Annotated in this window: 26 protein-coding genes, 1 rRNA gene and 1 other annotated feature; all 27 genes read right to left on the minus strand. The window is 47.0% G+C overall.

Going from position 1 to position 25,569, the window contains the following annotated elements; all coding sequences use genetic code 11:
* A 16S ribosomal RNA gene (locus BUA17_RS25450) occupies positions 1-155 on the minus strand; the annotation flags it as partial.
* Between the two features lie 502 nt (positions 156-657).
* Positions 658-2,283, minus strand: coding sequence for a LysM peptidoglycan-binding domain-containing protein (locus BUA17_RS25455; RefSeq protein ID WP_072735403.1), 1,626 nt, complete (start codon positions 2,281-2,283; stop codon positions 658-660).
* 194 nt (positions 2,284-2,477) lie between these two features.
* Positions 2,478-3,362 carry a branched-chain-amino-acid transaminase gene (gene ilvE, locus BUA17_RS25460; RefSeq protein WP_072735522.1) on the minus strand — a complete coding sequence of 295 codons (885 nt, stop codon included), beginning with the start codon at positions 3,360-3,362 and terminating at the stop codon, positions 2,478-2,480.
* 138 nt (positions 3,363-3,500) lie between these two features.
* Positions 3,501-4,382: a prephenate dehydratase gene (gene pheA, locus BUA17_RS25465; protein ID WP_072735404.1), complete on the minus strand. Its 882-nt coding sequence runs from the start codon at positions 4,380-4,382 to the stop codon at positions 3,501-3,503.
* On the minus strand, positions 4,379-5,347 hold the full coding sequence (gene thrB, locus BUA17_RS25470; protein ID WP_072735405.1) for a homoserine kinase: 969 nt from the start codon (positions 5,345-5,347) through the stop codon (positions 4,379-4,381). Before thrB ends, pheA begins: the two co-directional genes overlap by 4 nt.
* Entirely contained in the window at positions 5,344-6,414 is a 1,071-nt protein-coding gene (gene thrC / locus BUA17_RS25475; protein WP_064635832.1) for a threonine synthase, read from the minus strand. Before thrC ends, thrB begins: the two co-directional genes overlap by 4 nt.
* 119 nt (positions 6,415-6,533) lie before the next feature.
* Positions 6,534-7,820 (minus strand): homoserine dehydrogenase, encoded by a 1,287-nt coding sequence (locus tag BUA17_RS25480; RefSeq protein ID WP_064635831.1) that lies wholly within the window; start codon positions 7,818-7,820, stop codon positions 6,534-6,536.
* Positions 7,821-7,913: 93 nt separating this feature from the next.
* Positions 7,914-8,351 carry an ACT domain-containing protein gene (locus BUA17_RS25485; RefSeq protein ID WP_024633956.1) on the minus strand — a complete coding sequence of 146 codons (438 nt, stop codon included), beginning with the start codon at positions 8,349-8,351 and terminating at the stop codon, positions 7,914-7,916.
* A 229-nt stretch (positions 8,352-8,580) separates the two neighbouring features.
* Entirely contained in the window at positions 8,581-9,891 is a 1,311-nt protein-coding gene (obgE, locus tag BUA17_RS25490; RefSeq protein WP_072735406.1) for a GTPase ObgE, read from the minus strand.
* A 17-nt stretch (positions 9,892-9,908) separates the two neighbouring features.
* Positions 9,909-10,646 carry a Spo0B domain-containing protein gene (locus tag BUA17_RS25495; RefSeq protein ID WP_063568125.1) on the minus strand — a complete coding sequence of 246 codons (738 nt, stop codon included), beginning with the start codon at positions 10,644-10,646 and terminating at the stop codon, positions 9,909-9,911.
* A gap of 151 nt (positions 10,647-10,797) precedes the next feature.
* Complete coding sequence (gene rpmA, locus BUA17_RS25500) at positions 10,798-11,109, minus strand: 50S ribosomal protein L27 (protein ID WP_024633959.1); 312 nt, start codon at positions 11,107-11,109, stop codon at positions 10,798-10,800.
* A gap of 23 nt (positions 11,110-11,132) precedes the next feature.
* Positions 11,133-11,462: a ribosomal-processing cysteine protease Prp gene (locus BUA17_RS25505; protein WP_063568124.1), complete on the minus strand. Its 330-nt coding sequence runs from the start codon at positions 11,460-11,462 to the stop codon at positions 11,133-11,135.
* 13 nt (positions 11,463-11,475) lie between these two features.
* Positions 11,476-11,787: a 50S ribosomal protein L21 gene (rplU, locus tag BUA17_RS25510; RefSeq protein ID WP_062328098.1), complete on the minus strand. Its 312-nt coding sequence runs from the start codon at positions 11,785-11,787 to the stop codon at positions 11,476-11,478.
* Positions 11,788-11,801: 14 nt separating this feature from the next.
* Positions 11,802-11,886 (minus strand) — a sequence feature (ribosomal protein L21 leader region).
* Between the two features lie 56 nt (positions 11,887-11,942).
* Positions 11,943-13,193: an Rne/Rng family ribonuclease gene (locus BUA17_RS25515; RefSeq protein WP_072735407.1), complete on the minus strand. Its 1,251-nt coding sequence runs from the start codon at positions 13,191-13,193 to the stop codon at positions 11,943-11,945.
* A gap of 104 nt (positions 13,194-13,297) precedes the next feature.
* On the minus strand, positions 13,298-14,158 hold the full coding sequence (locus BUA17_RS25520) for a M50 family metallopeptidase (protein WP_072735408.1): 861 nt from the start codon (positions 14,156-14,158) through the stop codon (positions 13,298-13,300).
* Positions 14,151-15,035 carry a M23 family metallopeptidase gene (locus BUA17_RS25525; protein ID WP_072735409.1) on the minus strand — a complete coding sequence of 295 codons (885 nt, stop codon included), beginning with the start codon at positions 15,033-15,035 and terminating at the stop codon, positions 14,151-14,153. The genes BUA17_RS25520 and BUA17_RS25525 overlap by 8 nt, the downstream gene beginning before the upstream one ends.
* 226 nt (positions 15,036-15,261) lie before the next feature.
* Entirely contained in the window at positions 15,262-16,056 is a 795-nt protein-coding gene (minD, locus tag BUA17_RS25530; protein WP_063568120.1) for a septum site-determining protein MinD, read from the minus strand.
* A gap of 3 nt (positions 16,057-16,059) precedes the next feature.
* A complete protein-coding gene (gene minC / locus BUA17_RS25535) occupies positions 16,060-16,722 on the minus strand; it encodes a septum site-determining protein MinC (protein WP_063568119.1) in 663 nt (220 codons plus the stop codon).
* 74 nt (positions 16,723-16,796) lie between these two features.
* Positions 16,797-17,330, minus strand: a complete 534-nt coding sequence (gene mreD / locus BUA17_RS25540) for a rod shape-determining protein MreD (RefSeq protein ID WP_063568118.1) — start codon at positions 17,328-17,330, stop codon at positions 16,797-16,799.
* A complete protein-coding gene (gene mreC, locus BUA17_RS25545) occupies positions 17,330-18,202 on the minus strand; it encodes a rod shape-determining protein MreC (RefSeq protein ID WP_072735410.1) in 873 nt (290 codons plus the stop codon). Before mreC ends, mreD begins: the two co-directional genes overlap by 1 nt.
* A 188-nt stretch (positions 18,203-18,390) precedes the next feature.
* Positions 18,391-19,425: a rod shape-determining protein gene (locus BUA17_RS25550; RefSeq protein ID WP_063568116.1), complete on the minus strand. Its 1,035-nt coding sequence runs from the start codon at positions 19,423-19,425 to the stop codon at positions 18,391-18,393.
* A 194-nt stretch (positions 19,426-19,619) separates the two neighbouring features.
* A complete protein-coding gene (radC, locus tag BUA17_RS25555) occupies positions 19,620-20,309 on the minus strand; it encodes a RadC family protein (RefSeq protein WP_063568115.1) in 690 nt (229 codons plus the stop codon).
* 35 nt (positions 20,310-20,344) lie between these two features.
* Positions 20,345-20,956: a Maf family protein gene (locus BUA17_RS25560; protein WP_063568114.1), complete on the minus strand. Its 612-nt coding sequence runs from the start codon at positions 20,954-20,956 to the stop codon at positions 20,345-20,347.
* 93 nt (positions 20,957-21,049) lie between these two features.
* Complete coding sequence (locus BUA17_RS25565; RefSeq protein ID WP_024633972.1) at positions 21,050-21,292, minus strand: DUF4321 domain-containing protein; 243 nt, start codon at positions 21,290-21,292, stop codon at positions 21,050-21,052.
* A gap of 145 nt (positions 21,293-21,437) precedes the next feature.
* Positions 21,438-22,637 carry an SPOR domain-containing protein gene (locus BUA17_RS25570; RefSeq protein ID WP_072735411.1) on the minus strand — a complete coding sequence of 400 codons (1,200 nt, stop codon included), beginning with the start codon at positions 22,635-22,637 and terminating at the stop codon, positions 21,438-21,440.
* A gap of 120 nt (positions 22,638-22,757) precedes the next feature.
* Positions 22,758-24,077, minus strand: coding sequence for a UDP-N-acetylmuramate--L-alanine ligase (murC, locus tag BUA17_RS25575; protein ID WP_244552233.1), 1,320 nt, complete (start codon positions 24,075-24,077; stop codon positions 22,758-22,760).
* 56 nt (positions 24,078-24,133) lie between these two features.
* Positions 24,134-25,510, minus strand: a complete 1,377-nt coding sequence (locus tag BUA17_RS25580) for a bifunctional folylpolyglutamate synthase/dihydrofolate synthase (RefSeq protein WP_072735413.1) — start codon at positions 25,508-25,510, stop codon at positions 24,134-24,136.
* Positions 25,511-25,569: the final 59 nt, after the last annotated feature.

Below are 25,569 nucleotides of genomic sequence, written 5' to 3' on the forward strand. Positions count from 1 at the left end.
AGTTGTCCCAAACTTGAGGGCAGGTTGCCTACGTGTTACTCACCCGTCCGCCGCTAACCATCAGAGAAGCAAGCTTCTCTTCAAGTCCGCTCGACTTGCATGTATTAGGCATGCCGCCAGCGTTCGTCCTGAGCCAGGATCAAACTCTCCAATAAAGTATTGAAAAGAGCGATAAGCTCATTTTGAAACTGACGAGATTAAAAATCTCATTTATTTTGCTTTGAAATCAAACAGTCCGAAGACGTGTACCAATTTCTCAGCGTCGATCTTGCAAGCAAGATCGTTACTCACTCGTTGTTCAGTTTTCAAAGATCAAACTTGTTTGTGTTACTCTTTTCGTTGTCAGCGCTGTGTTTCAGCGGCGACTTAAATAATATATCATACTGACGAAACCAATGCAATAGTTTTTTCAAAAAAACATTTAATAGATTCTAAGTCCCCAAAGCCCCCAATAAAACTATAGCGAATATAAGGCTCTATTCCCCTAACAATCCCGTCCACATTCATGGATTTTCTTGATAACTGCTAAAGAATTCTACAAACGTGACACTTCCATACTATAGTAGGATTACCATGCTCTCCATACAAACTCAAAAGGCCGACTCTTCTCAGAGTCGGCCTTTTGAGGATTAACGGTTTTCCGTTTACTTTACAGTGTTATTGCTGTATCCAGGGATTTCTACGCTTTTTATTGTTAGAACTACGTTTAGTGGTTATCCCTGTGCGCTCTCTTGCTTGTTTCCCGGATACAGATACTTTAGATTTAGATTTAGCAGCAGGTTTGGCTGTTCTGCGTTTCGCAGTTCCTGTTTTGGCTGATTGTTTAGGCTTTGCTTCAAGATTAAACTCAGCCTCACTCTCTGTAGAGGACTGGCTTAAGTTAGCCTCGTCACGTCCACCCTTTTTGCCTCCCCCCTTACCTTGTGGAGGATACAGTTCACCAAATGCACCCAATGGAGACGGCGGCACCATGTTCTGAGTAGGGTATGGATTTTGATAGGCATACTCCAATGGCTGATTAGGCATCATGGATGTGGTCATTTCGGGTTGCATCCCATAAGGATTGTATGTGCCCCACGCTGGGTTCTGGTAGTTATGTGAGGGATGTGCGTATTGATGGTTAGGCATATGATGGTTGCCACATCCGCATGGCGGGTACGGAAGCATAGAGTAAGGAGAAATATGAGGCGGTTGGTGGTTCATATGCTCATTGGCCGCAAATGGAGGGTATGGGCTGTTCACTTGACCTGATGGAGCGATCGGATACGAGTTGTTCTGCATCTCAGCAGATACGTTTGGCATAACGTTGTTATGATTATACTCCGCGCCGCTCCAAGGCGTGTTGGATGTATTACCTATGGAGTAAGGACTCACTTCAGGTATACCTGGGAATGTAGCATTGTCGTTCGCCCCAGCCGTATACATGTTTTGTGGAGCAGTGTATACCTCTTGTGCAGGTACAGGAACTTGGGCATAGGGATGCTCGGCAGGAGCATGCAGCATTTTACTGCCGCAACCACATGGAGCTTTGGTCGCAGGAGCTACTTCTGTAGGCCATTTCGTGTTGTTAGGTATTACAGGTAAAGGCAGGACTTCAGGTGAGATATTAGGCATCGTATACGTCGGCGCTTCAGTTATCGGTTTTAATTGCACTTCAGATTTGGTATTTTCTTTCTTCTGAGCTTCCTTCTGCGGTTTCTCTTCAGGAATTTCAGGTAACTGAGGTAACACTTCCACTTCTGGCTTGATATTAGGTACGACCGGATTTGCAGGTACAGGAGCCGGAACCACATTGGAGACTTCCGGTACAGGAGCTGGTTCAGGTACTGGGACTACTGGTACGACTGGAGCCGTTTCTTCTTTAACTCCCGTGTATTCCTTCCCTTCAGGAGACAGCTTCTCATGAGCAACATTGGATGAGGCACCATTCTCTGAAGCCGCATTCCCCGGTGCATTCGCTGATGGAATGTACACGGTCTCCCCTACAAGAAGAGCATTAGGATTTTTCAATTGCGGGTTCGCATTGATCATATCTTTCAACGGAACTCCCCAAGCCTGTGACAACTTCCACAACGAATCTCCTTGCTGGACTTTATGACTGTGCAACACGCCTTCTGGCTTTGGTGTTACAGGCTCCGCAGGGATTTTGACCTTCATGCCGATCTCCAACTTGTCAGGATTTGAAATTTGCGGATTAGCTGCGATAATTTTGTCCAACGCTACATTATATTTTTGGGACAGCAGATATAATGTGTCGCCTTTTTTCACCATGTGTATTTTCACTTGGAACTAACCTCCTAGACGTGATACTTGGGCAGTGCATTCGCCCATACCGTTACTACATCCTATGCAGAAATTGGGCCAATGACATCAACTAAGCAAAAAAAATCCTTCCCGCCCCAAAAACCGCATACTCCAGGTATGCTGATTTTCTGAGACAAGAAGGATTTCCTGCTTCCCTATTCAGTTCGTTCCTTTTAATCTTCCCAAACTTTGTAACCGTCTTTGTCGACAATTTGACGGAACGCTTCCAGCAATCTCAAGGTTACAGGACCTGCAACACCCGTTCCAATCGTTCTGCCGTCCACCTCATATGCAGCAATAACTTCTGCGGCTGTTCCCGTGAAGAAGACTTCGTCGGCAATGTACACATCATGTAGCGTAAATGGCACTTCTTTTAATTCAAGACCCAGCTCACCGCACAGATCGATAATGGCCTGCCGTGTAATTCCCTCTAATGCACCAAGATAACAAGGTGGCGTATAAACTACACCATTTTTGATGATGAAGATGTTATCACTCGAACCCTCAGTAACGTAACCTTGGGAATTCAGCATAATCGCTTCACCGGCACCTGAATAGTTAGACTGAATTTTAACAAGAATGTTGTTCAGATAGTTCAATGATTTAATTTTTGGATTAAGTGCATCAGGAATGTTGCGGCGCTGCGATACAGACACGGCTTTCAGCCCAGTAAGATACGCTTCCTCCGGATAGATCGCGAGTTGCTCAACAATGATAATAACAGACGCTTTAGGGCAGCGCAGCGGATCAAGACCCAAGTTACCAGGTCCACGTGAAACGATCAGACGAATATAACCGTTACGCATATCATTGCGACGTACCGTTTCAGCCATCACTTCCAGCATCTCATCATAAGACAACGGAATGTTCAGACTGATGGATTTAGCTGAATCGTACAAACGATCCAAATGCGCTTTGCATCTGAAAATGTTACCGTTATAAATCCGAATACCTTCGAAAATACCGTCTCCATACAAAAATCCGTGATCATATACCGAAACGGTTGCATTCTCCTTGGTCACATATCGACCATCCAAGTAAATCCATTGTTCTGACACCGATGACTGCACCTCCATAAAATTTCCATCCCCTGATTCCGAAGATACATTTATCTCGTTCATTGGACAACAAATGACAAGCTATTCTTGCACACATTACCCAGTCTTATGACAACCTTCACCAATGTACGTCCTGATTCAGGTCGTTTTTAAAGAAAGATATGTATAACACGGATAGCTGCCAAGAACACGTACCTGACAATTCAAAGCCTCAATCTCAGCCATGGCTGCGGTAAGCAATACCGAATCTGCACTTTCTTCAACATCAATGTAAAAATAATAACTCCCCAACCTCTTCTTCGTTGGACGAGATTCCAATCGGGTCAAGTTCAGCTTCCGCCAGGCAAAAGCCGAAAGCACCTGATGCAATGCACCCGGTGCATCTTCAGGCAATGTAACCAGCAAACTGGTTTTCACATGATCAGGCTCTCGTGGTATCTGAACAGGCTCATGGCCTATCAACACAAAACGAGTATAGTTGTTGTCATGATCGGTAACCCGTTCAGCCATAATGTCCAAACCATGCTTCTGTGCAGCCAGCCTTGTACCAATCGCGACCCAGCCTTTGCCAGGATTTTTTTTAACAATCTCCACAGCTTCCGCTGTACTGTTTACACCTTCAAGGTCTGCTCCAGGTGAATGCAGGCGAATAAAATTCTGGCACTGTGGAATCGCTACAGGATGGGACATGATCTTCGTAATTTTCCCGAAATCATATTCACCACTCTCTGTCCTGAACTCAGAGCCATGCCCAATGACATTTTGGATGGATGGATAAACCCATTCTGCTTGCATCGGAATATCCACTTCGTTAACCAGCCAGTCCATATGCAAACTAACGGAGCCTTCAATCGTATTCTCAATAGGTATGACACTATACTGGGACTTTCCACTATCCGTAGCCCGGAAAACATCAGAAATCAGTTTGGAATGAAGCAATTCCAAAGACTCCCCATTAAACAGAAAATCTACTGCTTCATGAGAAACTGAACCTTCAGGTAATACTGCAATTCGTTTCATGCGTTAACTTCCCCTTTAACTCTGTCCATAAAAGGACTTTCATCTTGATCAGGCAGCACGGTAACACCGTCCAGATCCGGATCCAACCACAATGCAGAAGCAGTGATACCTTCACGGCTCATTGTGTCTATCAAATATTGCTCCAGTTCGAGCTTACGAGTGTCATGACGATCTACCAACGTCAAAACGGTAGGTCCGGCTCCACTCAAAGCAGCCCCCAGGGCTCCATGATTGACCGCATGTTCAAGGATTTCAGCCATACCGGGTACCAAAGATGCCCTGTAGGGTTGATGAATCCGGTCAGACATCGCCTTTTGAATCATGTCCAATCTCCCACTTGCCAAAGCTGCAACGAGTAAGGATGATCTGCTTATGTTGTGAATGACATCAGACTTGTCAAACTGCTGTGGAATTACATTTCTTGCTTTCGAAGTGGACAACTCGAAGTCCGGTACGATGACCAACGTCTGCAAATCCTGATGCGGCTCAATGCGAATATGGTCTACCCGACTGCCATCCCATGCTGCTGTAATGATACCTCCATATAGCGAGGCTCCTACATTATCCGGATGTTTCTCCAGCGACGTAGCCATGTCCAGAAGCTTGGCATCAGATAACGTAGTACCAATTAAAGCATTAGCAGCAGCCAACGCACCCACAATTGCAGATGCACTGCTTCCCAGTCCCCGAGTAAGCGGAATATCGGAATACATGGAAATCTCCAACTCCGGCACGGAGATTCCAGCTTCGTTGAACACCATCTGTGCAACTTCATATATCAAGTTGGATTTATCTGTTGGCAAACCCGTCAGATGATCTCCATGTAAATGAAATGTTGTCTGCTCAGCCGGTTTCATCTCAAGCCATGCATACAGAGACAATGCCATGCCCAGGGTATCAAACCCTGGACCCAGATTGGCTGTACTTGCAGGTACCTTAACAGTTACCCTTTGCTGCAAACTCATACGGATTGTTGCTCCAATTGTGCAATTGCCGCCATAACCGCTTCTTCGGAATCTTCCACAACAAGCGGTTCAGTCGCTACCGTTTTGATTGCAATATTAGGATCTTTTAGACCATGTCCTGTCAGTACACAGACCACAGTTTCCCCGCCTTTAAAGTACCCTTCACTCTTCAGTTTGTATACACCAGCAACGGAAGCAGCGGATGCAGGTTCAGCAAAAATCCCTTCACGAGCGGCGATCGTACGATATGCTGTCAGAATTTCTTCGTCAGTTACATAATTAATTTGTCCACCAGACTCTTCAGCTGCAGCTACAGCAGTTTTCCAACTTGCTGGATTACCGATTCGAATAGCCGTTGCTACGGTTTCAGGCTCAAGGATCGGTTCACCTTTGACAATCGCCATCGCGCCTTCCGCTTCAAAACCGACCATACGTGGCAGGGAATTCGATTTGCCTGCTTCTTTATACTCCTTGAATCCTTTCCAGTAAGCCGAGATGTTCCCTGCGTTACCCACCGGGATTGCGAGTACATCAGGTGCTTGACCAAGCTGTTCAATCACTTCAAATGCAGCCGTTTTCTGTCCTTCAATTCGGAACGGATTCACGGAGTTCACGAGCGTAATTGGATGTTTGGCTGTAATCTCACGCACAATTTCCAATGCACGGTCAAAGTTGCCATTAATCGCAATTACCTTTGCTCCATAGATCATAGCTTGGGCCAGTTTACCCAGCGCAATGTTATTATTCGGGATCAATACGATACAATTCAGACCAGCACGAGCCGCATAGGCTGCTGCTGCCGCCGAAGTGTTACCTGTCGATGCACACATGATCGTGCGACTGCCTTCTTCCATCGCTTTAGCAACAGCCATAACCATTCCGCGGTCTTTAAATGAACCAGTCGGATTCAGACCTTCATATTTGAAATATAAATTCAATCCGAGTTCCTCGGACAGATTCTCCGCATGAACCAGGGGTGTGTTTCCTTCATGAAGCGTAAGCAGTGGCGTGTTTTCATTAACCGGAAGGTGCTCTCTATACGTTTGCAGTAATCCTTGATATCTCATTGTGGGTAAACTCCTTTGTCGTTAATAATAGGAATATGATTGCATACATCTATATGGTTAAACGTGTACCTTAAACTTGGATTTAGATCTGAAAATTCAAACCGGAATTTGGGGACAAATTATCCTTCTACCCGGTATACACTCTTAATTCGACGAATGACGGCAAGGGATTCAAAGTGTTTCAACACTTTATCCATGCTTGCCTTGCTGGCGTTATGCGTAACAATGATGATCTCAGCATCCGGGTTGTGCTCGTTCGGCTGTTGCACGACTGAAGCCAGGCTGACTTCGTATTCAGCGAAGATTTGTGTAATCTGCGCCAGTACCCCTGCCTTGTCATCTACATGCAGCAAAATAAAGTTTTTCGACATAATGTGCTCGTCACTTTGCAGGCGCTTCTGTTTATAAGGCACAATCGCTTTAAGGCCATTCACACCCAGCTTCAGGTTTTTGATCACAGCCACGATATCCGCTACTACAGAAGTTGCCGTCGGAAGCTCACCTGCACCCGCACCGTAGAACATCGTCTCACCTACAGCTTCGCCATGTACATACACAGCGTTGAACACCCCATTGACGGATGCAATCGGATGATTCTGTCTTACCATCGTTGGCTGAACACTAATGGTGATCTCATCATCCCGACGATCTGCGATACCTAGTAGCTTCATCTCATAGCCAAGTCTTTTGGCATACGTAATATCTTCACGGGTCACGGATGTAATCCCCTTAACGGTTACGTCTTTCAGTTCCACATTGGTACGGAAGCCCAAAGTGCCCAGAATCGCCATTTTGCGAGCTGCATCGAGTCCTTCGACATCCGAAGTTGGATCGGTTTCTGCGTATCCGAGTGCTTGAGCCTCGGCCAGAACCTCTTCATATGAGGCGCCTTCCTGGCTCATTTTGGTCAAAATAAAGTTCGTTGTTCCGTTCACAATCCCCATAATGCGGGTAATCCGGTCGGATGAGAAACCTTCAATCAGCGTTCTGATGATCGGAATGCCCCCAGCCACACTCGCTTCGTAGAATACATCACATTGCTTTTCCTGTGCCTTGGCCAAAATCTCGGAACCGTGCAGAGCCATTAAATCCTTGTTCGCGGTTACAATATGCTTACCCCGCTCCAGTGCTTCAAGAATGTACTCTTTGGTCTGATCAATGCCGCCCATAACTTCCACGATAACATCAATATCCGGGTGACGAATGACTTCCCAAGGATCTTCAGTGAGCTTCGCACGGTCTACAGCAATGACACGATCTTTTTCCGTATTCTTCACTGCAATCTTCTCTATAACAATCGGTGATCCAACCTGACTGCTCAGATCCTCCTGATTTCCTTCCACGATGCGAACGACCCCAGTCCCCACCGTACCCAGACCCAACAATCCCACTTTTACCGGTTTCACTAACGATCTACCCCCAATGTCTTTTCTCCTTCACCCCTGTACGATTTAACCATACATACAACTTATTCCTAAACGTTTTACGATAACGTCTAATTAACCTTGGCCTACAATGCGCGTGCGTCGAACCCCGGGCATATCCTGCATCCGATCGAGCATTTCTCCGATTTCCCCATGGAGGTGTGATGTCTCCACTGAAATGACAACATTGGCTCTCCCCTGGAGCGGAATACTTTGATTAATAGTTAGCACGTTGGCTCCATAACCAGCTACATGTCCGAGCACACGAGACAATATTCCTGACTGATGCTCCAAATCAATGGAGATCGTTACAATTCGCTCCCGTTCAAGCTGATTGATCAAATGGATGCCATCCTTGTATTTATAAAAAGCACTTCGGCTTAATCCAACCTGTTCAACCGCCTCATGAACTGTTTTGACATCCCCGGAAGCTAGCAGTTCTTTTACCTGCATGGTCTTCACCACAGCCTCTGGCAAAATGTCTTCCCGTACTAAGTAATAGCGTTCATTCACAGAACGTCCTCTCCTCAAAGACTCATGTATTCATATAGTGGACATTATATAGGATCTGTCTCAAAAGGGCAATACCTCACATGTCTATTTTTGAAAAACTATTCCTAACAGTATACAAGTTTATCCCATGTGCAGGTAAGGAAAAATAAAAAAACGCAGAGCAGCGGGTAATCTCCCACTACTCTGCGTATATGTTTCAATCCTTTATATTCGTAAGGGTTGCACTATCTTAATAGTAGCTGCTACCTTCCACAAATTCGAATTCAAACTCGCCAATGCGCACAATGGTGCCTTCTTCAGCTCCGCGTTTACGCAGTTCCGCATCCACACCCATATAGCGCAATGTACGCGCCAGTTTGAGAATCGCTTCATGCGAATTCAGCTGCATCCGTTTCATCATACGTTCAATCTTGGCACTTTCGACTACAAAGATTTCATTCTCCCGTACAATACGGAAACCATCGTCCTCTTTTTTGTCTAAGCTGTACACTTTGCGTTCGGATAAGTCAGCAACTTCTTCGACCACTGGCTCGTCCGGAATTTGATCCAGCAGATCAGCCGCACGATACAGGAGCTCTTGAATCCCTTTCCGTGTCAGGGACGAAATAGGCATAACTTCAATATCCGGTTGAACTTCACGAACCTTCTGCAAAAACTCTTCGAGATTAGCTTCGGAATCCGGCATGTCCATTTTATTGGCTGCTACAACTTGTGGTCTCTCAGCGAGGATAGGATTGTACAATTTGAGTTCCTCGTTGATTTTCTGCCAGTCTTCGAACGGATCACGTCCTTCTGAACCAGACATATCAACGACATGAACGATAATGCGTGTACGTTCTACGTGACGCAAGAACTCATGTCCAAGCCCAATACCTTCGTGAGCACCTTCAATCAGGCCCGGCAAGTCGGCCATAACAAAGCTACGGCCTTCACCCACACCTACAACACCCAGGTTAGGTGTAATGGTTGTAAAATGATATGCTCCAATCTTTGGCTTGGCTGCCGAAACAACAGACAACAGCGTGGATTTTCCGACACTTGGGAAACCAACCAAACCGACATCTGCCATGACCTTAAGCTCAAGTACGATGTAACGTTCTTGACCTTCTTCGCCATTTTCGGCCAGTTCTGGCGCTGGATTGTTAGGCGTGGCAAAACGAATGTTTCCCCGTCCGCCTCGTCCGCCACGAGCAACAACAACCTGTTGACCATGACGTGTCAAATCAGCCAGTACTTCTCCACTGTCTTCATCCAAAATCACGGTTCCAGGTGGAATACGTACAATCATGTTCTCAGCGTTCGCGCCATGCTGACTTTTATTACGTCCCTTCTCACCACGAGGGGCCTTGAAGTGACGCTGGTAACGGAAATCCATCAACGTACGCAGACCTTCATCCACACGGAAAATGATGTCAGCTCCTCTGCCTCCATCACCTCCGGCAGGTCCGCCGTTCGGTACATACTTCTCACGACGAAACGAAATAATTCCGTCCCCTCCGTCTCCGGCTTTCACATAAATCTTCGCTTTATCTACAAACATTGGTTAACCCCTTCTTCCTATATTCCGCAAGGCATTCTGAATTGTATAAACGTATCCTCAGACGGAAGCTGCTCCGTTCTGACTTTTTTTCCTTTGAGTACGGCATTGAGCTGCCGCAATGTTTCCGGATCGGGTGTTTGATCCCCATCCAGCCGGACAACCACATCTCCGTGATCCTGTCCGAAGTTCAAGGTCAGTTTGCGAACCTCTCCCCAAGACGACCGGCCGCCGCCATATTGATAGGCTCGAATCGCATCGGCAATCGCCCCCGTAAGCGACTCGCCATCCTCGGGAGAGACCAGAGCACTAAGCTGCAACTCTTCCTCTACGACCACATGCAATTCCAGAGCGACTCCACTGGTCCGGAAAGATTGAAGATAAAATACGAGTGAAGGAATACCCAATCTGGAGATTCGGCTTTCTTCGTTAACCCGCTCTACTATTCTTTCCACACATTGCACTGATTTATCAAGTTTGCCCAGTCTAAGATATCCATACAATACCTGAAGATCGTTCATCCAATCATGCCTATGATGATTTAATGATGCAATTGCTGTCTTTTCCATAGATTGTATGATGGTTCTGCGTTCCGCCTCTGCTTGTCTCTTCATCACATTCACAGAAACAAAAAGCACCGCGACGGACCACAATGCGTATACAGCTATTGAAATAATCACTGGATACAGCATAACGAAAACCAAAGGAATCAGAAGTGAACATGCCGCAATCCAAGGCACTCTTTTCCAAGATTTCATGGCTTCTCCCCGTTCTACAAAACTCGGTTGGTTTAAACCCCACCGTAACCAAGTATAACATGTCTTTTCTGCCAGTTCATTATCGAATAACCTATAAATACAAAAAGCCTCCGGCAAAAATGCCGAAGGCTCCTTAGGCGGAATGCCGATATTATGCTTCTACTGCAGCTGCTACTGGAGCAACATTCACAGGGTAGATGCTTACTTTTTTACGATCGCGTCCCCAACGTTCGAATTTCACAACGCCGTCAACTTTCGCAAACAAAGTGTCATCTTTACCGATACCCACGTTAGTACCTGGGTGAATTTTCGTTCCGCGTTGGCGAACGAGAATGCTACCACCAGTTACTGTTTGTCCGTCAGCACGTTTAACGCCAAGGCGTTGTGCGTTACTGTCACGACCATTCTTCGTGGAACCTACACCTTTTTTCGATGCGAATAACTGAAGATTTAATTTCAACATGATTGGTTGTCCTCCTTCTTTGATTATTTGACTTGCTCTATCTGAATATACTTTCCGTATGACTCTGCAATATCAGTGAGCATAAGCACCATGGATTCGAGTAGCAATTGTACCTGGGACCAAGTTCCGTCTTTCTCCAGCACCGGTAAAGAAGCGCTTAAAAAGCCATTCTTCATCTTGGCGTCCATTTCGACACCAGTCAGTGTTTCAATCGAGTTCACCGTACCCACTGTAACAGCGGATACCCCGGCACATACGATGTCTTCTCCTCGCTTGGCAAAATTAGCATGCCCTTTGATGGAGAAACGATCGATGCTCCCGTCATCATTACGAAAGATTTGAACGATAATCACTTATCGCACCTTCTTACGCTTTGATTGCTTCGATAGTTACTTTTGTATACGGTTGACGGTGACCTTGCTTCACATGGTAGTTCTTTTTAGGTTTGTATTTGTATACAACAACCTTTTGTCCTTTGCCATGTTTCTCCACTTTAGCCGTTACAGTTGCTCCGGAAACCAATGGTGTACCTGCTGTCAAACCTTGATCGTTAGATACAGCCAGGACACGGTCGAACGTTACGCTTTCGCCATCGTTCGCAGTCAATTTCTCGATGAACAGAACATCGCCCTCTTGGACTTTGTACTGTTTGCCACCTGTTTCAATAATTGCGTACATTTGCCTTGCACCTCCTCATGTCTCAGACTCGCCCGGTCTCAGGTGACAGTGTCCTTGCGGAACTGTTCTTGTACCCGGCCAGTGCGGTTACAGCATGTGCAAGACCAATAGGCTAAACACATACCTGATGATTATACCACCAACTATACTAAAAATCAATGCAACGGCGAAATATATCTTTTGCCTGTCCCATGACAGGAAGAACACGGCTCCACGTAAGGGAGCGTGCTCTCTTCCCGTACCTTCTTACGGGTAAGTTCGAGCAATCCCAGCTTGGTCCAACCCATTACAAAAGCCTTGGTTCGATCCTTCTTGAGTTCATTTTCCAGCGTTGCCGCAACTTCATGCCGATTCATCGCTTCCTCCATATCAATGAAGTCCACAATAATCATGCCACCGATATCCCGAAGACGCATTAAACGGGCGATCTCAACCGCTGCCTGCATGTTCGTCTCCGTTACGGTCTCTTCCAGACTGTCGCCGCCTGCTCCCGTGTACTTGCCTGTATTGACATCGACTACAGTGAGCGCTTCGGTATGATCAAGGACAATATATCCGCCTCCAGGCAGCCATGTCTTGCGGGCGAAATCCCTGTTCAACTGCTCCTGCACACGATAAGCAGCAAAAATTGATTCTTCTCCCCTGTACACCTGTACTTTAGGTTGATGGCCTGGACAGATCTCCTCCAGCAAAGCACTCAATTCACGGGCTTGTGCTTCATTATCCGTAATGACTTCATCGCTACCAGGCGTATACACATCACGAATGATCCGCTGAACCATACTCTGATCTCGATGCAGCAGGCTTGGTGAAGGCAAACTATCCGCTTTTTCACGAATCAGACGCCACTGCTCACGTAATGTTTCCAAGTCGGCCTGAATGGCTTCCCTCTGTTCCTCTGCGGATACGGTTCGTATGATAAGCCCCTCTTCGTCCCGTCTCAGTTGTTCACCCAGCGTTTTGAGGCGGGAACGATCGCCCTCACGGGCAATTTTCTTGGAGACGGCTACATAGTCCGCTAAAGGCATGTAGACAAGCCAGCGGCCCGGCAGCGAATAATGAGTCGTCACCCGGGCTCCCTTGCTTCCTACTGGCTCCTTCAGGACCTGGACGATTACATCCTGACCTGGACGAAGCAGCTCCGAAATTGAAGGCTTCACTTTGGGTTGTTTCTCCAGATTGGGATGCAATACATCGTCCACATACAGAAAAGCATTCTTTTTCTGACCGATATCCACAAAAGCAGCTTGCATACCTGGTAACACGTTCACTACCCGTCCTTTGAAATACGAACCCAGCAGTCCACGCTCGCGTGTACGCTCTGCCATGAATTCTACAGCTTTGCCTTCTTCCAGAAGCGCCATTTGCATGAGGTTATGTTCATTATGTACAATCATTTGTTTCATGGCTTCACCTCTAGAAGACAATTCAATTCATCCACATCCATTCTGTATCTTTGCATACTCATTGTACATGTATTAACCCAATTCAGGACAGATCCACCAAGATGCTACAACTTATCCGTGTCTTGTTTGAAATAAGAACCGATGATTCGCTGCTCAGGCAAAACGGCCATGATTCTTCCCTGTCTATTCATCACATATATCATATGGTATCTTTCTCTCTTTAATAGACGCAAAATAGTCTCCAAAGGTTTCGCCGGAAATGAGATTATCGGCTGCGCCAAACTGCCTGTAGACGCATGACGGGTGAATGCACTTTCACGATTCATCAGAAATCGGATAAACCGGTAGGGAATATTACGGTAATCGGTCACATTGGAATAGAACAGAAAAATTCCGATCAACAGGATATTTAACGGCAGCCCGTAATCACCGGTAAACCAGCGACCGATGGCAACCAAGATAACCCCTGCGCTACACAGAATGCTGATTCTGTAAGTCCACATCAATGTCGTATAGTAGGGAGCAGCAAGACTAACGAGTGCCTGTACAATTTTACCGCCATCCAGCGGCAACACGGGTAGCAGGTTAAATAGGGCAATCAGCAGATTCCCCTGTATAATATAATCCAAAAAAAGCGGGTCTCCCAGGTTCCCATACTTCAGCATCAAAACGATTCCAACCATGAGCATATTTTGAAAAGGACCTGCCAAAGCGATAATGATCTCCCGCCGGGCTGTAATATTTCCGGCATCCTCAATAACGGCGACGCCGCCAAAAGGAAGCATCTGTATCGAAAGGACACGGCAGCCCAGAAGGGCTGCCGCTGCAGCATGTCCACATTCATGAATAAAAACGATGGCAAACAGCGTGATGAGTTCAATAAAGTTGCCAGTCAACAGGGAAGCCATCATGATAATCACAAAAAAAGGATGAAACGAGATACGTACACCCCACAACCTAATCAAGGGCAACCACTTCCGCAGGGTCTACGTACTGCTCGCCCTCTTTTACAGCGAAATACAATGTGGCAGGTTGATCATTTCCAGTCTCCTTTAGGCTGCCGACCGCGTCACCCGCTTCTACCCAATCATTCACCTGGACTTCACTCTCGTTCAAGCGTCCGTATATCGCTGTGACTTGACCCGAGTGCTGGATTACAACCGTTGTCCCATTTTCCGGATCATCCAATACTTGAAGTACTCGTCCGGCATCTGAACTAACTACTTGAATAAGTCCCGTACCGCCAGCTTCAGGAACAATCTCAATGCCTTTCATGCTCAGAGCAAAAGGCTGAACGACAGTTCCCGAGATCGGTTTGCCGAGCAGATGTCGAATTCCCGAGCCGTTCACAGGATCGGTGGTATGTCCAAGAACAGGCAGGAATGACGGCGTTCCACCAAAATGCCGTTCGTACCAAGCAGCAGCATAAGCAAAATCCATATCCCGATGCAGCACATCGGCGATTACGGTTTTGGCAGGTGTCGTCCATGAGGTGTTCAACTGAAACAATCCCCAGACACCGCCGAATAATAAAATGCTAACCACCGTTCGTCCCACGAATGACTTCATCAGATTAAAGCGTGGATGGCCGCCAGGACCATAATGCCCATTCTCTTTTTTCCACAGCCACTCCGGATCTCTTTCCTGTTCCGCCAACGAAGATCTTGCCGTTCGTAGATTTTCTTGTATATCCATAGACGAGAAAGGATTACGTTGCGCAGATGAACGCTTATCGGATACCGAGCCCGATTCTCGCTGCTGCATAATTTCTTCCGTAGCACCATCCATTAACCGCCGAATGCGCTCTTCTCTTCTCTGCTTGATTCTGAGTTTCGTATTCATGGAATGTCCTCCCGCCGAGGCTTGTTTACTACATCTTATGAGGGGCTCGTTCATAATATGAACAAGCTTCGGCTGGAAGCAAAAATAACCCCACACCGTGGAGTCCTCCTGTGAAGTACATATCCTGTTCTATACAAGTCGCCTTTAATCAAAGGCTCCATAATAATCAAAAAGCCGGGCTTGAGGGCCACGGCTGTCATACATAAATGTGATAAGGAAGAGCCAGTTAACCCATTCCAAAAAACTTCTTAAAACGTGTGAAAGCACCCTTTTTTTGCTCCAATTGCATCAGAGGAACGGTATCTCCCAGAATACGACGGGCAATATTTCGATAGGCAATGGCCGCAAGTGAATCCGGATTCATTACTGTGGGCTCTCCCGAGTTGGCTGCCTTGATGACAAGTTCATCATCAGGAACGATCCCGATCAGATCAATATTAAGCACTTGCAAAATGCCGTCAATGTCGAGCATGTCGCCTGATTTGACCATATTGTTACGGATACGGTTCACAACCAATTTTGGCGATTTAATGTGCGAACTCTCCAGCAAACCAATGACACGGTCCGCATCACGCACAGCCGCATTTTCTGGTGTAGTGACCACAATGGCCTGGTCAGCTCCTGCAACCGCATTTTTGAACCCCTGCTCAATTCCGGCTGGACAATCAATAATGACGTATTCAAAATCTTTTTTTAGTTCGAGAATAATATCCTTCACCTGTTCTGGTGACACAGAGTTCTTATCTCTCGTTTGTGCTGCAGGCAGCATATATAATTCTTCAAAACGTTTATCTTTGACCAAAGCCTGATTCAGTCGGCAGCGGCCGTCTGCAACGTCGCACAGATCATAAATGATCCGGTTTTCGAGTCCCATCACGACATCCAGATTGCGAAGGCCGATATCGGTATCTACCAGACAAACCTTTTTGCCGAGCAGCGCCAGCGCTGTCCCGATGTTTGCCGAGGTGGTTGTTTTACCCACGCCGCCTTTACCCGAAGTGATCACGATCGCCTCTCCCATGAGCTACACTCCTTTAAACACATTAAAATCTCGGCGCAACCGAACGATATTGCTCATCTTGTCGATCTGCATCTGATTGTCCTGTAAATAAGCAAATTCCATTCCGGTCTCTCGGCTCTCCCACTCATCGGGAGGACGGCTGATGATGTCAGCGATCCGCAGCTGCGTTGGTGCAAACACCGAAGCAGCAATGATCGAGTCTTCGTCCCCACCAATTCCAGCGTGAGCCATGCCTCTGAGTGAACCCAAAACATATATATCTCCGGTACACGTTACTGTGCCCCCCGGATTGATATCACCAAGAAACAGTAGATTCCCTTCATGATGAAGCACCTGACCCGAACGTACCATACCACACATGGTTACAATCGGCGGCGGCCCTTTAACCTCTGGTTTAAGGGCCGGTGAGTCAATGGAACGAATGAGCAAATTCCCTTTTTGTTTCAATATATCAAGAACTGCTTCTTTCTGGTCCTCCGTCACTTCGCGGCTGCCCAGTTTGATATCCACATGAACAATCGGTCCGGTTAAAATATTTTGATGGCTGTGTTCCAGCTTATAGCGGAGCTCGTAGAGCAATTCCTCGAATTCACATTGATCGTCCAACAGGAAAACCAGGCCGTCTCGGATGCCTTTAATCGTTACGTGATTCGATTTTACCGTCATAAGCCTGTCCCTCCCATCTCATTACATTTCGTGCCCGGGTCCCCAAGTTCCTGCTTCTCACTCCATAAAATGTATCAAGAAGCTTCTTGTGCTTTGCTCTTTCTCTTACCAATCCGCTCCAGTTGTTTCCGAAGAGGAACATAAATGATCAGCGCGAACACAAAATGAATGAACAAATTGGGAATCATGTATTCAAGCAATGCCCAGTCAAATGTCACATGATTGAGTTGGAAGAGCTTGTACAGAAAGAATAACATGGTGTCATTCAGCAGACTTCCCAAAAGGACGACGGAAACCATAACCGGCAGTGGTGCACGCGGCGCTTGAAAAATAAGTCCCATCATATATGCCGATAATCCCATCGAGAATCCGTATGGTCCAATCATTTCGCCGTAGAATACGACATCGTGCAAGAGTCCAAATAATATGCCAAGCACCAACGCCGTGTGCCGATGATGATATACAGCAATAAACAAAATCACGATGTAGACCAGGTTGGCAGAAATACGCATTTGCCAGGCCGAAGGAATGAGCAGCGGAAGGATCGTTCCCTCAACAATGAACAAAACGAACAGTAACAGGAATAAGACTTGCTTGCGCGTTACCATTATTCTTTTACCTCAGGTGGAATAATCACAATCAGCTCTTTCCAGTCCAAAAAGCTTGCATAGGGCTTAATTGTAGCAGTTTGTGTTAAACCATATTCGCTTTTTTCAACCTTCTCCACTTCTCCGATACGCATGTACTTCGGAAAATTGTTGATAATCCCGGAGGAGATGATTTCATCACCCTTTTTGATATCTGAATCTTCCGAGATCTTGGTCATTTTGAGCATGCCGGATTTTGGATCATAACTCTCGATCATACCAAACACTTTTTCTTTACCAACCGCTGTAGCTGCAATGGCGTTGGATGTTGGATCATTGGCGTCCATGGATGTTAACAGATTAACCGTTGACGTATATGAACTGACATGACTGACAACCCCAACCAGCCCCTCTTGCGAAGTAACAGCCATTCCAGCCTTGATTCCCGCATTTTCACCAATATCGATATTAATCGTTCTGCTGTTCGGGTCAGAGTTAGCACTGATGACTTGAGCAATTCGTGAACCGTAGTTATACCGATTTTTTTGTTCCTCTGTAAAATTGAGAGCTTTCTGGAGCTGTTCATTCACCTGCTCCATATCATTGTATTTCAGCCGATCTCGGGTATAGTGACCCATTGCAATGCGAAGCTCTTCATTTTCTTGATATACCGTACGCATGTTCGCCAAATCTTTGAAAAAGCCCGCTACAGAAGAAGCGGGCTTGTAAAATACGTATTGTACAAATCCGACTGAATCCTTCAGGAATTTCTCCGGCCAGGATAGAGCGGTTCGCGGACCGAGCGTAAAGCCCATTAACGCGATAAATGTAACAAGGCCCACCAGCAAAACAAAAAGTCTTTTGTTACCCAGCAGTTTAAACAGTTCGACCACCCTCTAACATCCATTATTCTCTTCCGAGCCATGCCCGGCGGGGAGACTGTCAGACTTATAGTCCCATCGAGAATATCAGTCGATTCTCCCCGGGTATGCGGGTAATAGCTCTCCCGGGGTTAACCGGGTCCTCTTCGTTGATATCATGCCCTTTGGTCGATAAACGAGCCAAGCATAGCATATATCAATTAACGTTTGGAACGAACTGCCGAACTGCTTCTGCTCTTGAACAAATGAATATTCTCAAGCGCTTTACCTGTTCCGATTGCAACGCAATCGAGCGGGTTCTCCGCTACGATAACAGGCATTCCTGTCTCACCAGCAAGCAGCTTGTCCAGATTGCGAAGCAATGCGCCGCCACCTGTGAGAACAATACCACGGTCCATAATATCTGCTGCCAACTCAGGAGGACATTTCTCCAATGTTACTTTTACAGCTTCAACAATGGCATTCACCGTATCCGCCAGAGCTTCGCTGATTTCATCCGAAGTAATCGTAATCGTCTTCGGCAGGCCTGTAACGAGGTCGCGTCCACGAATTTCCATTGTTTCCACTTGCTCAAGCGGCATAGCTGATCCGATATCCATTTTCAACTGCTCCGATGTACGTTCACCGATCATCAGATTATACTGGCGTTTAATGTATTGAATCACGGATTCGTCCATCTCGTCACCCGCTACACGAACCGAACGACTTGTTACAATACCGCCAAGAGAGATGACAGCCACTTCCGTTGTACCGCCACCAATATCGACAACCATACTACCCGTTGGTTCCCATACAGGCAGATCTGCACCAATGGCAGCTGCAAAAGGCTCTTCAATTGTATAGGCTTCACGTGCTCCAGCCTGTTTGGTTGCATCTTCAACCGCGCGTTGTTCTACTGCAGTAATCCCGGATGGTACACATACCATCACGTTCGGATGACGTTGGAACATGGAGCGTTGTTTCTGCGCCTCACGGATGAAATATTTGATCATCGTTGCCGTTGTATCGAAATCGGCAATAACGCCATCTTTCATTGGACGAATGGCACGAATGTTACCTGGTGTACGTCCAATCATTTTTTTGGCGGCTTCACCTACTGCCTCGATAGTTTTTGTATCTGTCCGTATAGCGACAACCGAAGGTTCGCGCACCACAATTCCTTTTCCACGTACATAAACCAGCGTATTCGCTGTCCCCAAATCAATACCCAAATCTTTCGTAAAACCACCAAACATGACGTAATCTCCTTTTCTGCCTCATATAGCCGCCCCAGTGAATCAAGAGCATTTCATTTTCATTACCACCATAATGGTGGAGCTAATATTCGCATTTGTTTTGTGTTGCATTGTTTTGCATTTGTAAAGTGAACCTATCTTCTACGGACAACGCCGTCAACATTCATAGGAAAACATCAACGCCAACCATTATATTATACTAAGCCCTTCTCCTTCAAACTTACGTACGTTCCATCTCCGATAATAATGTGATCCAGCACGTCTATGCCTACAATTTCGCCGGCTTCGATCAGTCTTTTGGTTATTTGGATGTCCTCTGGACTAGGCGTAGGATCACCACTGGGATGGTTGTGTGCGCACACAATAGAGGCGCTGCTGCATTTGATGGCAGCCCGGAACACTTCACGCGGATGAACAATCGAAGCGTTAAGGCTACCCATGGAGAGTGTTTCCTGGGCAATAATGTGGTTTTTGCTATTCAGGAAAAGACACACAAAGTGTTCTTTCTGCAAGTAACGCAATTGTTCGGTAAGGATATCGGCCGCATCACGTGGGGTACGAATTGAAGTTGACTGTGTAAGTCTGCTCTTCGCAATTCGATGACCAAGCTCAATGCTAGCTTTCAGCTGTACAGCCTTGGCCATGCCGATACCCTTCATCGCAGTCAGTTCTTCCAGGCTCAAATCCATCAACGAGCGAATTCCACCCGCTTCAGTCAGAATCCGCTGTGCCATATGCACTGCGGATTCCTGTCTTGTACCTGTTCGAAGTAAGATCGCCAGCAATTCAGCATGGCTTAAGGCGCCCGCCCCATATTCCATCATGCGTTCTCTCGGGCGTTCTTCCTGGGGGATGTCGCGCATCATATATTGAGGCGACTCCATATGTTCCCTCTTTTCAGATCGTCAATTGCGGAATTTCATGTACGTGGCAATACATGTACGCCGAATCCATCCAGCATGTCGCTTAGCAAGGACAACGGTAGGCCCACCACATTGAAATAACATCCTTCAACACGTTCTATCAATGAAGCACCAATGCCCTGAATGGCATATGATCCCGCCTTGTCCGAAGGCTCTCCAGTCTGAACATACGCACGAATCGTAGCTTCAGACAGTTCCTTCATCGTTACATTAGTCTGTCGATATTGAACCATGGATTGTCCATTACTTGCATCGATACAAGCTACTCCCGTGAAAACACGGTGTACACGCCCCTGTAGACGAGATAACATTCGTTCAGCGTCCGCTTCGTCTACGGGTTTACCAAGAATATCACCATCCAGAACGACAACAGTGTCACTACCAACAATAACAGCATCCTGTTCGCGACCTTCCAGCCCGCGATAAACGGCAAGCGCCTTACGCATCGCAAGCTCCTGTACCGTCTGTTCAGGAGTCCATTCCGGCGGTGTATCTTCATCGGCGTGACTTGGTATTACTTCAAAAGCTAGATGGAGTGATGCGATCAGTTCTTTACGCCGCGGCGAAGTGGAAGCCAGAATAATACGACGCTGTTGTGTTTTATCCAAAATAACCGGCCCCTTAAGCTACGGCGACATCCTGTCGGATCACGCTAGTAGATATCATTTTTTTTAGTTTCTTCGTCAAAATTCGTCATTCTCCTATAACCTGCGATACAGCCATACAGCAGCAATAATACCGATCAGACTCAGGAGGCTCATTTGAAATTGAAGTGAAATATCATAACTGATAATATCCAGATCAGCCTGCGGCGACCAACGAATGGTCGTGGCTTTCGTTAGAAAGGCAACGGCCTTTACAGGCTGCAGTGCCTTGGCGATCCACGCACCGGCTAGCCAGCCGAGCAGCAGAAACAGCAATAACATGCCGAAGTTTTTTTTCATCGGTGATCTTCCCTCGCCATTTTTTGACACCCACATTATTATACGGGGTTTTGTACGTCAATACAAACACAAATCCGGCAAGGGGAACTATTTCCAGTTCCTTGCCGGATAGGTATTTCAAGGCTGTGTTATGGGAAAGCGGTGATTACTGTTTTATCGCTTCAAGCCATTTTTTTTGTTGTAATACATATTCCATCAGATCGGACTGTACAGACCACATATGCACATTAGCCGGATTTTTGTTGTATTCGGCAATTGCTGTTACCGCACTGGCCATCGATTTTTCCATCGCCGATACATAGGGTTGCACGTCTGCACTCAGGCCTGGTGCAATACTATTCAAACCGGTCAGCCAGAGCTGATGCTGGTTCTGTAATGAGGTCATCGTTTCAGTTGAGACGGCTTCTGGAACAGACTGACCAAGTTGCTGGATCGAGAGGGTAGACAGTTGTTCAACCAAAGCAGATCCACTTGCGAAGAATTGCTGCACATCCTCTGCTTTTCCGCCAAATACTGCCGGGTTCACTTCTGGGTTGACGATTTCCTTGACGTACAGCTCCACACCTTCGGCCTTAAGCCTTGAGCTGAGCAGCTTGGCCTCCTCACGGTCAGCCGAAATGCCAGCATACACCCGATTACCATCCTCCGGGTCGGAGCCTGCGGCAATGCCTGCCTGGGACAGTTCCACCTTCGCCTGTTCAGCGCGTTCAGGAGAACTGAACACACCATATTGCAGGGCATAATAGCTGCCACCTGTAGTCGTTGCCTGGAGCTGCTGTTCCGAACCTGCCACTCCCTGCTGACCTGTTACGGCCGATACCGCCTGATTGGCAGGGATCTTGCTCCCAGGATCTACGGCACCTTCACGGTTAAAAAAAGAAAGAATTACCATGCCGAAGAGGGCACCGGTTACAAGTGCACCCGTTACTGAACCAATCATTTTCCAGCCCCTTGGGGGACGATTTCGCTTATAAGAGTAGTTTTCACTATCTGCAAGCCAATCATGACCTCCATAATTCTCGTCCGATCTGTTCTCGTCCTCATCTCCCGGATACGCAGTAAGATGATTATAATTATATCCAGGCTCATCGAGTTTCGAATCCTTGTCCGTTCTTTGGTAAGGTTCAGGTACAGTGGAGCCTGTCAGTATCGTCTCTCCCCAGTCACCGGGAATATCCTCTGGTGTCCATGAAGGCGTTGAATTCAACCGCGTTGGTGTTGGCGTTGGACTGTGCGGAATTTCTTCACTCAAAGCTACAAATGTGCTGGATGTGGGTATCCCCTTGTTTTCAGGCTTGTCCGACTCGTTATCCCCAAAGCGAAACGTCATTCTAGCATTGCTCACCCCGTACCCTCTCCTTTGTCCCATTTATAACAGCTATATGCGGAGAGAATTAGAAACATTCCATTTCATGCAAAAAAACCGCCTGCTTCGAAATGAAGTCAGACGGTTTTATGATTGTAATTATTTCAACCCTTTGGCAAGTGTATCGCCAACTTTCCAGATATCACCTGCACCCATCGTGAGCACAAGATCGCCTGGCTGAAGACGGTTCTGCAGATCTGCAACAACTTCTTCCTTTGTCGGAAGATAACGCGCAGAAGCATTACTGTTTTGAACAATGAGTTCAACCAGCCTAGCCGAGTGAACACCTTCAATCTGTTTTTCGCCCGCAGGGGAATAGATATCGGTAATGAGAACCTCATCTGCTTCTGCAAAGGCACGACTGAACGCATCAAGCAGGAAGAACGTACGTGTGTAACGCTGTGGTTGGAATACCGCAATGATACGTTTCCCTGTTGCTTTGGCCGCACTGATTGTAGCCTCAATCTCGGTCGGGTGATGAGCATAATCATCAATAATCAGCATATCACGCGCCTCACCCAGCACCTGGAATCTGCGTTTCGCTCCATGGAACTGGATAATGGCGGCTGTAATTTTCTCAAATGGAATACCTGCTTCCAGACAGGTAATAACCGTAGCCATCGCATTATAAACGTTATGTTTACCTGGAACTGACAACTCCACCTTACCCAACACATTGCCCTGATGGCTCATCGTAAAGGAAATTCGGCGGTCGCCAAGCACGATATCTGATGCTGTATAATCAGCAGCATAATCAATGCCGTATGTGGTCACCCGTGATTTCAGCTCCGGTAAAATGGCTTGAACATTCTCGTCGTCAGCACATACAATGGCCGTGCCTTCTGGACGAATCTGACTCAGGAACTGCACATAAGCCTTTTTGAGTTCTTCAAAATCACTGTTGTAGTTCTCAAGGTGATCCGCTTCAATATTAGTCACAATACCGAGCCAAGGGTGATACTGCAAAAATGAACCGTCGCTCTCGTCCGCCTCTGCAACAACCCAGTCGCCTTGGCCTGCCTTGGCGTTGGTCCCCACGTTCATGATTTCCCCGCCAATGATGTATGTCGGGTCTGTATCACATTTATCCATAACGAGTGCAATCATGGATGACGTAGTTGTTTTGCCATGAGCCCCGGCTACAGCCACACCTTTGCGCTCGTTCAGCAAACGTGCGAGCATCTGGGCGCGATGCAGAATCGGGATGTTCAGCTTTTCAGCTGCCACCCGTTCCACATTATCAGCTGGAGCTGCCGTGGAGTAGACAACCAGGTCTGCCCCGTTTACATGCTCTGCCGTATGTCCGATATATATTTTCGCTCCCTTGGCTGCCAGCTTCTCGGTCAACTCCTGTGAAGCGACATCCGATCCGGTAACGGTGTATCCCATCTCAAGCATAACTCTCGCGATGGCACTCATGCCATATCCGCCAATCCCTATAAAATGAACGTGTTCCGATGTATTTAACAAAACTTTCACCAACCTTTTTCAGAATCGGTTTGATGCAAAAGGGCTGCCCGCACATCTGCAATCAGGTACAATGTGCCGGACACCACCCCCAGATCTTCCGCTTCCGTCCGTGACTTCAATAGATCAAGTGCCTTTACCCATTCGGGCTCGACGATGATTTCCAGTTCCGGTTTCGCAATGGCGGGACGTACCCGTTCGACGATCTGCAGCAATTCGGCTGCATCCATTTTGCGTCGGAAATCTGGCTCGGTCAGGATCAGCGTATCCACTAGTGGCAGTATATGCTGCAAATACGCTTCGTGATGCTTATTCGCCAGCATGCCCATCATCAAAATTAACTTGTTGTGAGGATATACGTCGATAATGCTCTTGGCCAGCGATTCGGCCCCCTCCGGATTATGCGCTCCATCCAGAACAATGCGGGGCTGATCAACCACCTTCTCGAACCGTCCTGCCCAGAAGGCATGTTCCAGTCCAAGTGCAATATCTTCATCATCCAGCATAAATGCCATGTATTGGCGAAGCAACTCTAGTACCATAAGTGCGCCCGCTGCATTGTCGCATTGATGTACGCCCTGCATGCGAATACGAGCGTCCAGATCACGGAACGGTCCTGTAAAATGAAAAGATTGTCCGTTCTCATCACTGTCCAGTCTATGATAGGAGAAACGATCTCCCGCCAGATACACGGTTGAACGCAGCCGCTCTGCCGTCTCCTGGATCACCTTCACAGCCTCTGGCTGCGTGGCACAGGTAACAACGGGTACCCCCGCCTTAATAATACCCGCCTTCTCTCCAGCAATCGCCTCAATCGTATCTCCCAGTACATCCGTATGGTCCATACCGATATTGGTAATGACCGATACCACGGGTGTAACAATATTCGTTACGTCCATCCTTCCCCCGAGCCCTGTCTCCCATACTACAATGTCAGGGTAGCACTCTTCCGCATAATACAGAAGGGCGATTGCTGTAGATACCTCAAACATCGTAGGTGATCCAAAGGGAGTTGAAGCCATCTCTTGAACCAATGGATACAGGCGGTTTGAGATTTTGAGCAAAGTTTCTTCCGGGATATCCTTACCGTTGTACTGAAAACGGTTTGTGAATTTGGTGATATAAGGGGACGTAAACGTTCCAACATCATATCCCGCCTGAAGAAGCACTGACGTCAAAAAAGCGCAAGTCGAACCTTTGCCGTTCGTTCCCGCGACATGAATAAATTTGAGACGCTGGTGAGGATTACCCAGCAATGACATCAATCCCTCGATTCGTTCCAATCCAGGTCGGATGCCAAAAGGAATAAGGCCATTGATCCAGTTCACGGCCTCGTCATAGGTAAGTAAAGGAGATGCTACTTCTGTCCCGTTAAGTTCCGTCATATGATTCACCTTTGGTTTGAGTTTGGTTGAAAAAAGCGGCCGGATGGCGCAGAAGCACT

This window comes from Paenibacillus sp. ov031, assembly GCF_900143165.1.
Taxonomy (GTDB): Bacteria; Bacillota; Bacilli; order Paenibacillales; family Paenibacillaceae; genus Paenibacillus; species Paenibacillus marchantiae.

What these genes read in the sequence shown, in the direction of transcription:
- BUA17_RS25550 (WP_063568116.1), bottom strand. Translation starts at nt 19,425, where the DNA reads ATGTTTGGTGGTTTTACGAAAGATTTGGGTATTGATTTGGGGACAGCG.
- thrC (WP_064635832.1), bottom strand. Translation starts at nt 6,414, where the DNA reads ATGAGATATCAAGGATTACTGCAAACGTATAGAGAGCACCTTCCGGTT.
- rpmA (WP_024633959.1), bottom strand. Translation starts at nt 11,109, where the DNA reads ATGTTGAAATTAAATCTTCAGTTATTCGCATCGAAAAAAGGTGTAGGT.
- mreD (WP_063568118.1), bottom strand. Translation starts at nt 17,330, where the DNA reads ATGGTAACGCGCAAGCAAGTCTTATTCCTGTTACTGTTCGTTTTGTTC.
- BUA17_RS25515 (WP_072735407.1), bottom strand. Translation starts at nt 13,193, where the DNA reads ATGAAACAAATGATTGTACATAATGAACATAACCTCATGCAAATGGCG.
- radC (WP_063568115.1), bottom strand. Translation starts at nt 20,309, where the DNA reads ATGGAGTCGCCTCAATATATGATGCGCGACATCCCCCAGGAAGAACGC.
- BUA17_RS25565 (WP_024633972.1), bottom strand. Translation starts at nt 21,292, where the DNA reads ATGAAAAAAAACTTCGGCATGTTATTGCTGTTTCTGCTGCTCGGCTGG.
- BUA17_RS25495 (WP_063568125.1), bottom strand. Translation starts at nt 10,646, where the DNA reads ATGAAATCTTGGAAAAGAGTGCCTTGGATTGCGGCATGTTCACTTCTG.
- BUA17_RS25580 (WP_072735413.1), bottom strand. Translation starts at nt 25,510, where the DNA reads ATGACGGAACTTAACGGGACAGAAGTAGCATCTCCTTTACTTACCTAT.
- murC (WP_244552233.1), bottom strand. Translation starts at nt 24,077, where the DNA reads ATGAGTGCCATCGCGAGAGTTATGCTTGAGATGGGATACACCGTTACC.
- pheA (WP_072735404.1), bottom strand. Translation starts at nt 4,382, where the DNA reads ATGAAACGAATTGCAGTATTACCTGAAGGTTCAGTTTCTCATGAAGCA.
- rplU (WP_062328098.1), bottom strand. Translation starts at nt 11,787, where the DNA reads ATGTACGCAATTATTGAAACAGGTGGCAAACAGTACAAAGTCCAAGAG.
- obgE (WP_072735406.1), bottom strand. Translation starts at nt 9,891, where the DNA reads ATGTTTGTAGATAAAGCGAAGATTTATGTGAAAGCCGGAGACGGAGGG.
- thrB (WP_072735405.1), bottom strand. Translation starts at nt 5,347, where the DNA reads ATGAGTTTGCAGCAAAGGGTAACTGTTAAGGTACCTGCAAGTACAGCC.
- BUA17_RS25525 (WP_072735409.1), bottom strand. Translation starts at nt 15,035, where the DNA reads ATGAATACGAAACTCAGAATCAAGCAGAGAAGAGAAGAGCGCATTCGG.
- minC (WP_063568119.1), bottom strand. Translation starts at nt 16,722, where the DNA reads ATGACGGTAAAATCGAATCACGTAACGATTAAAGGCATCCGAGACGGC.
- minD (WP_063568120.1), bottom strand. Translation starts at nt 16,056, where the DNA reads ATGGGAGAGGCGATCGTGATCACTTCGGGTAAAGGCGGCGTGGGTAAA.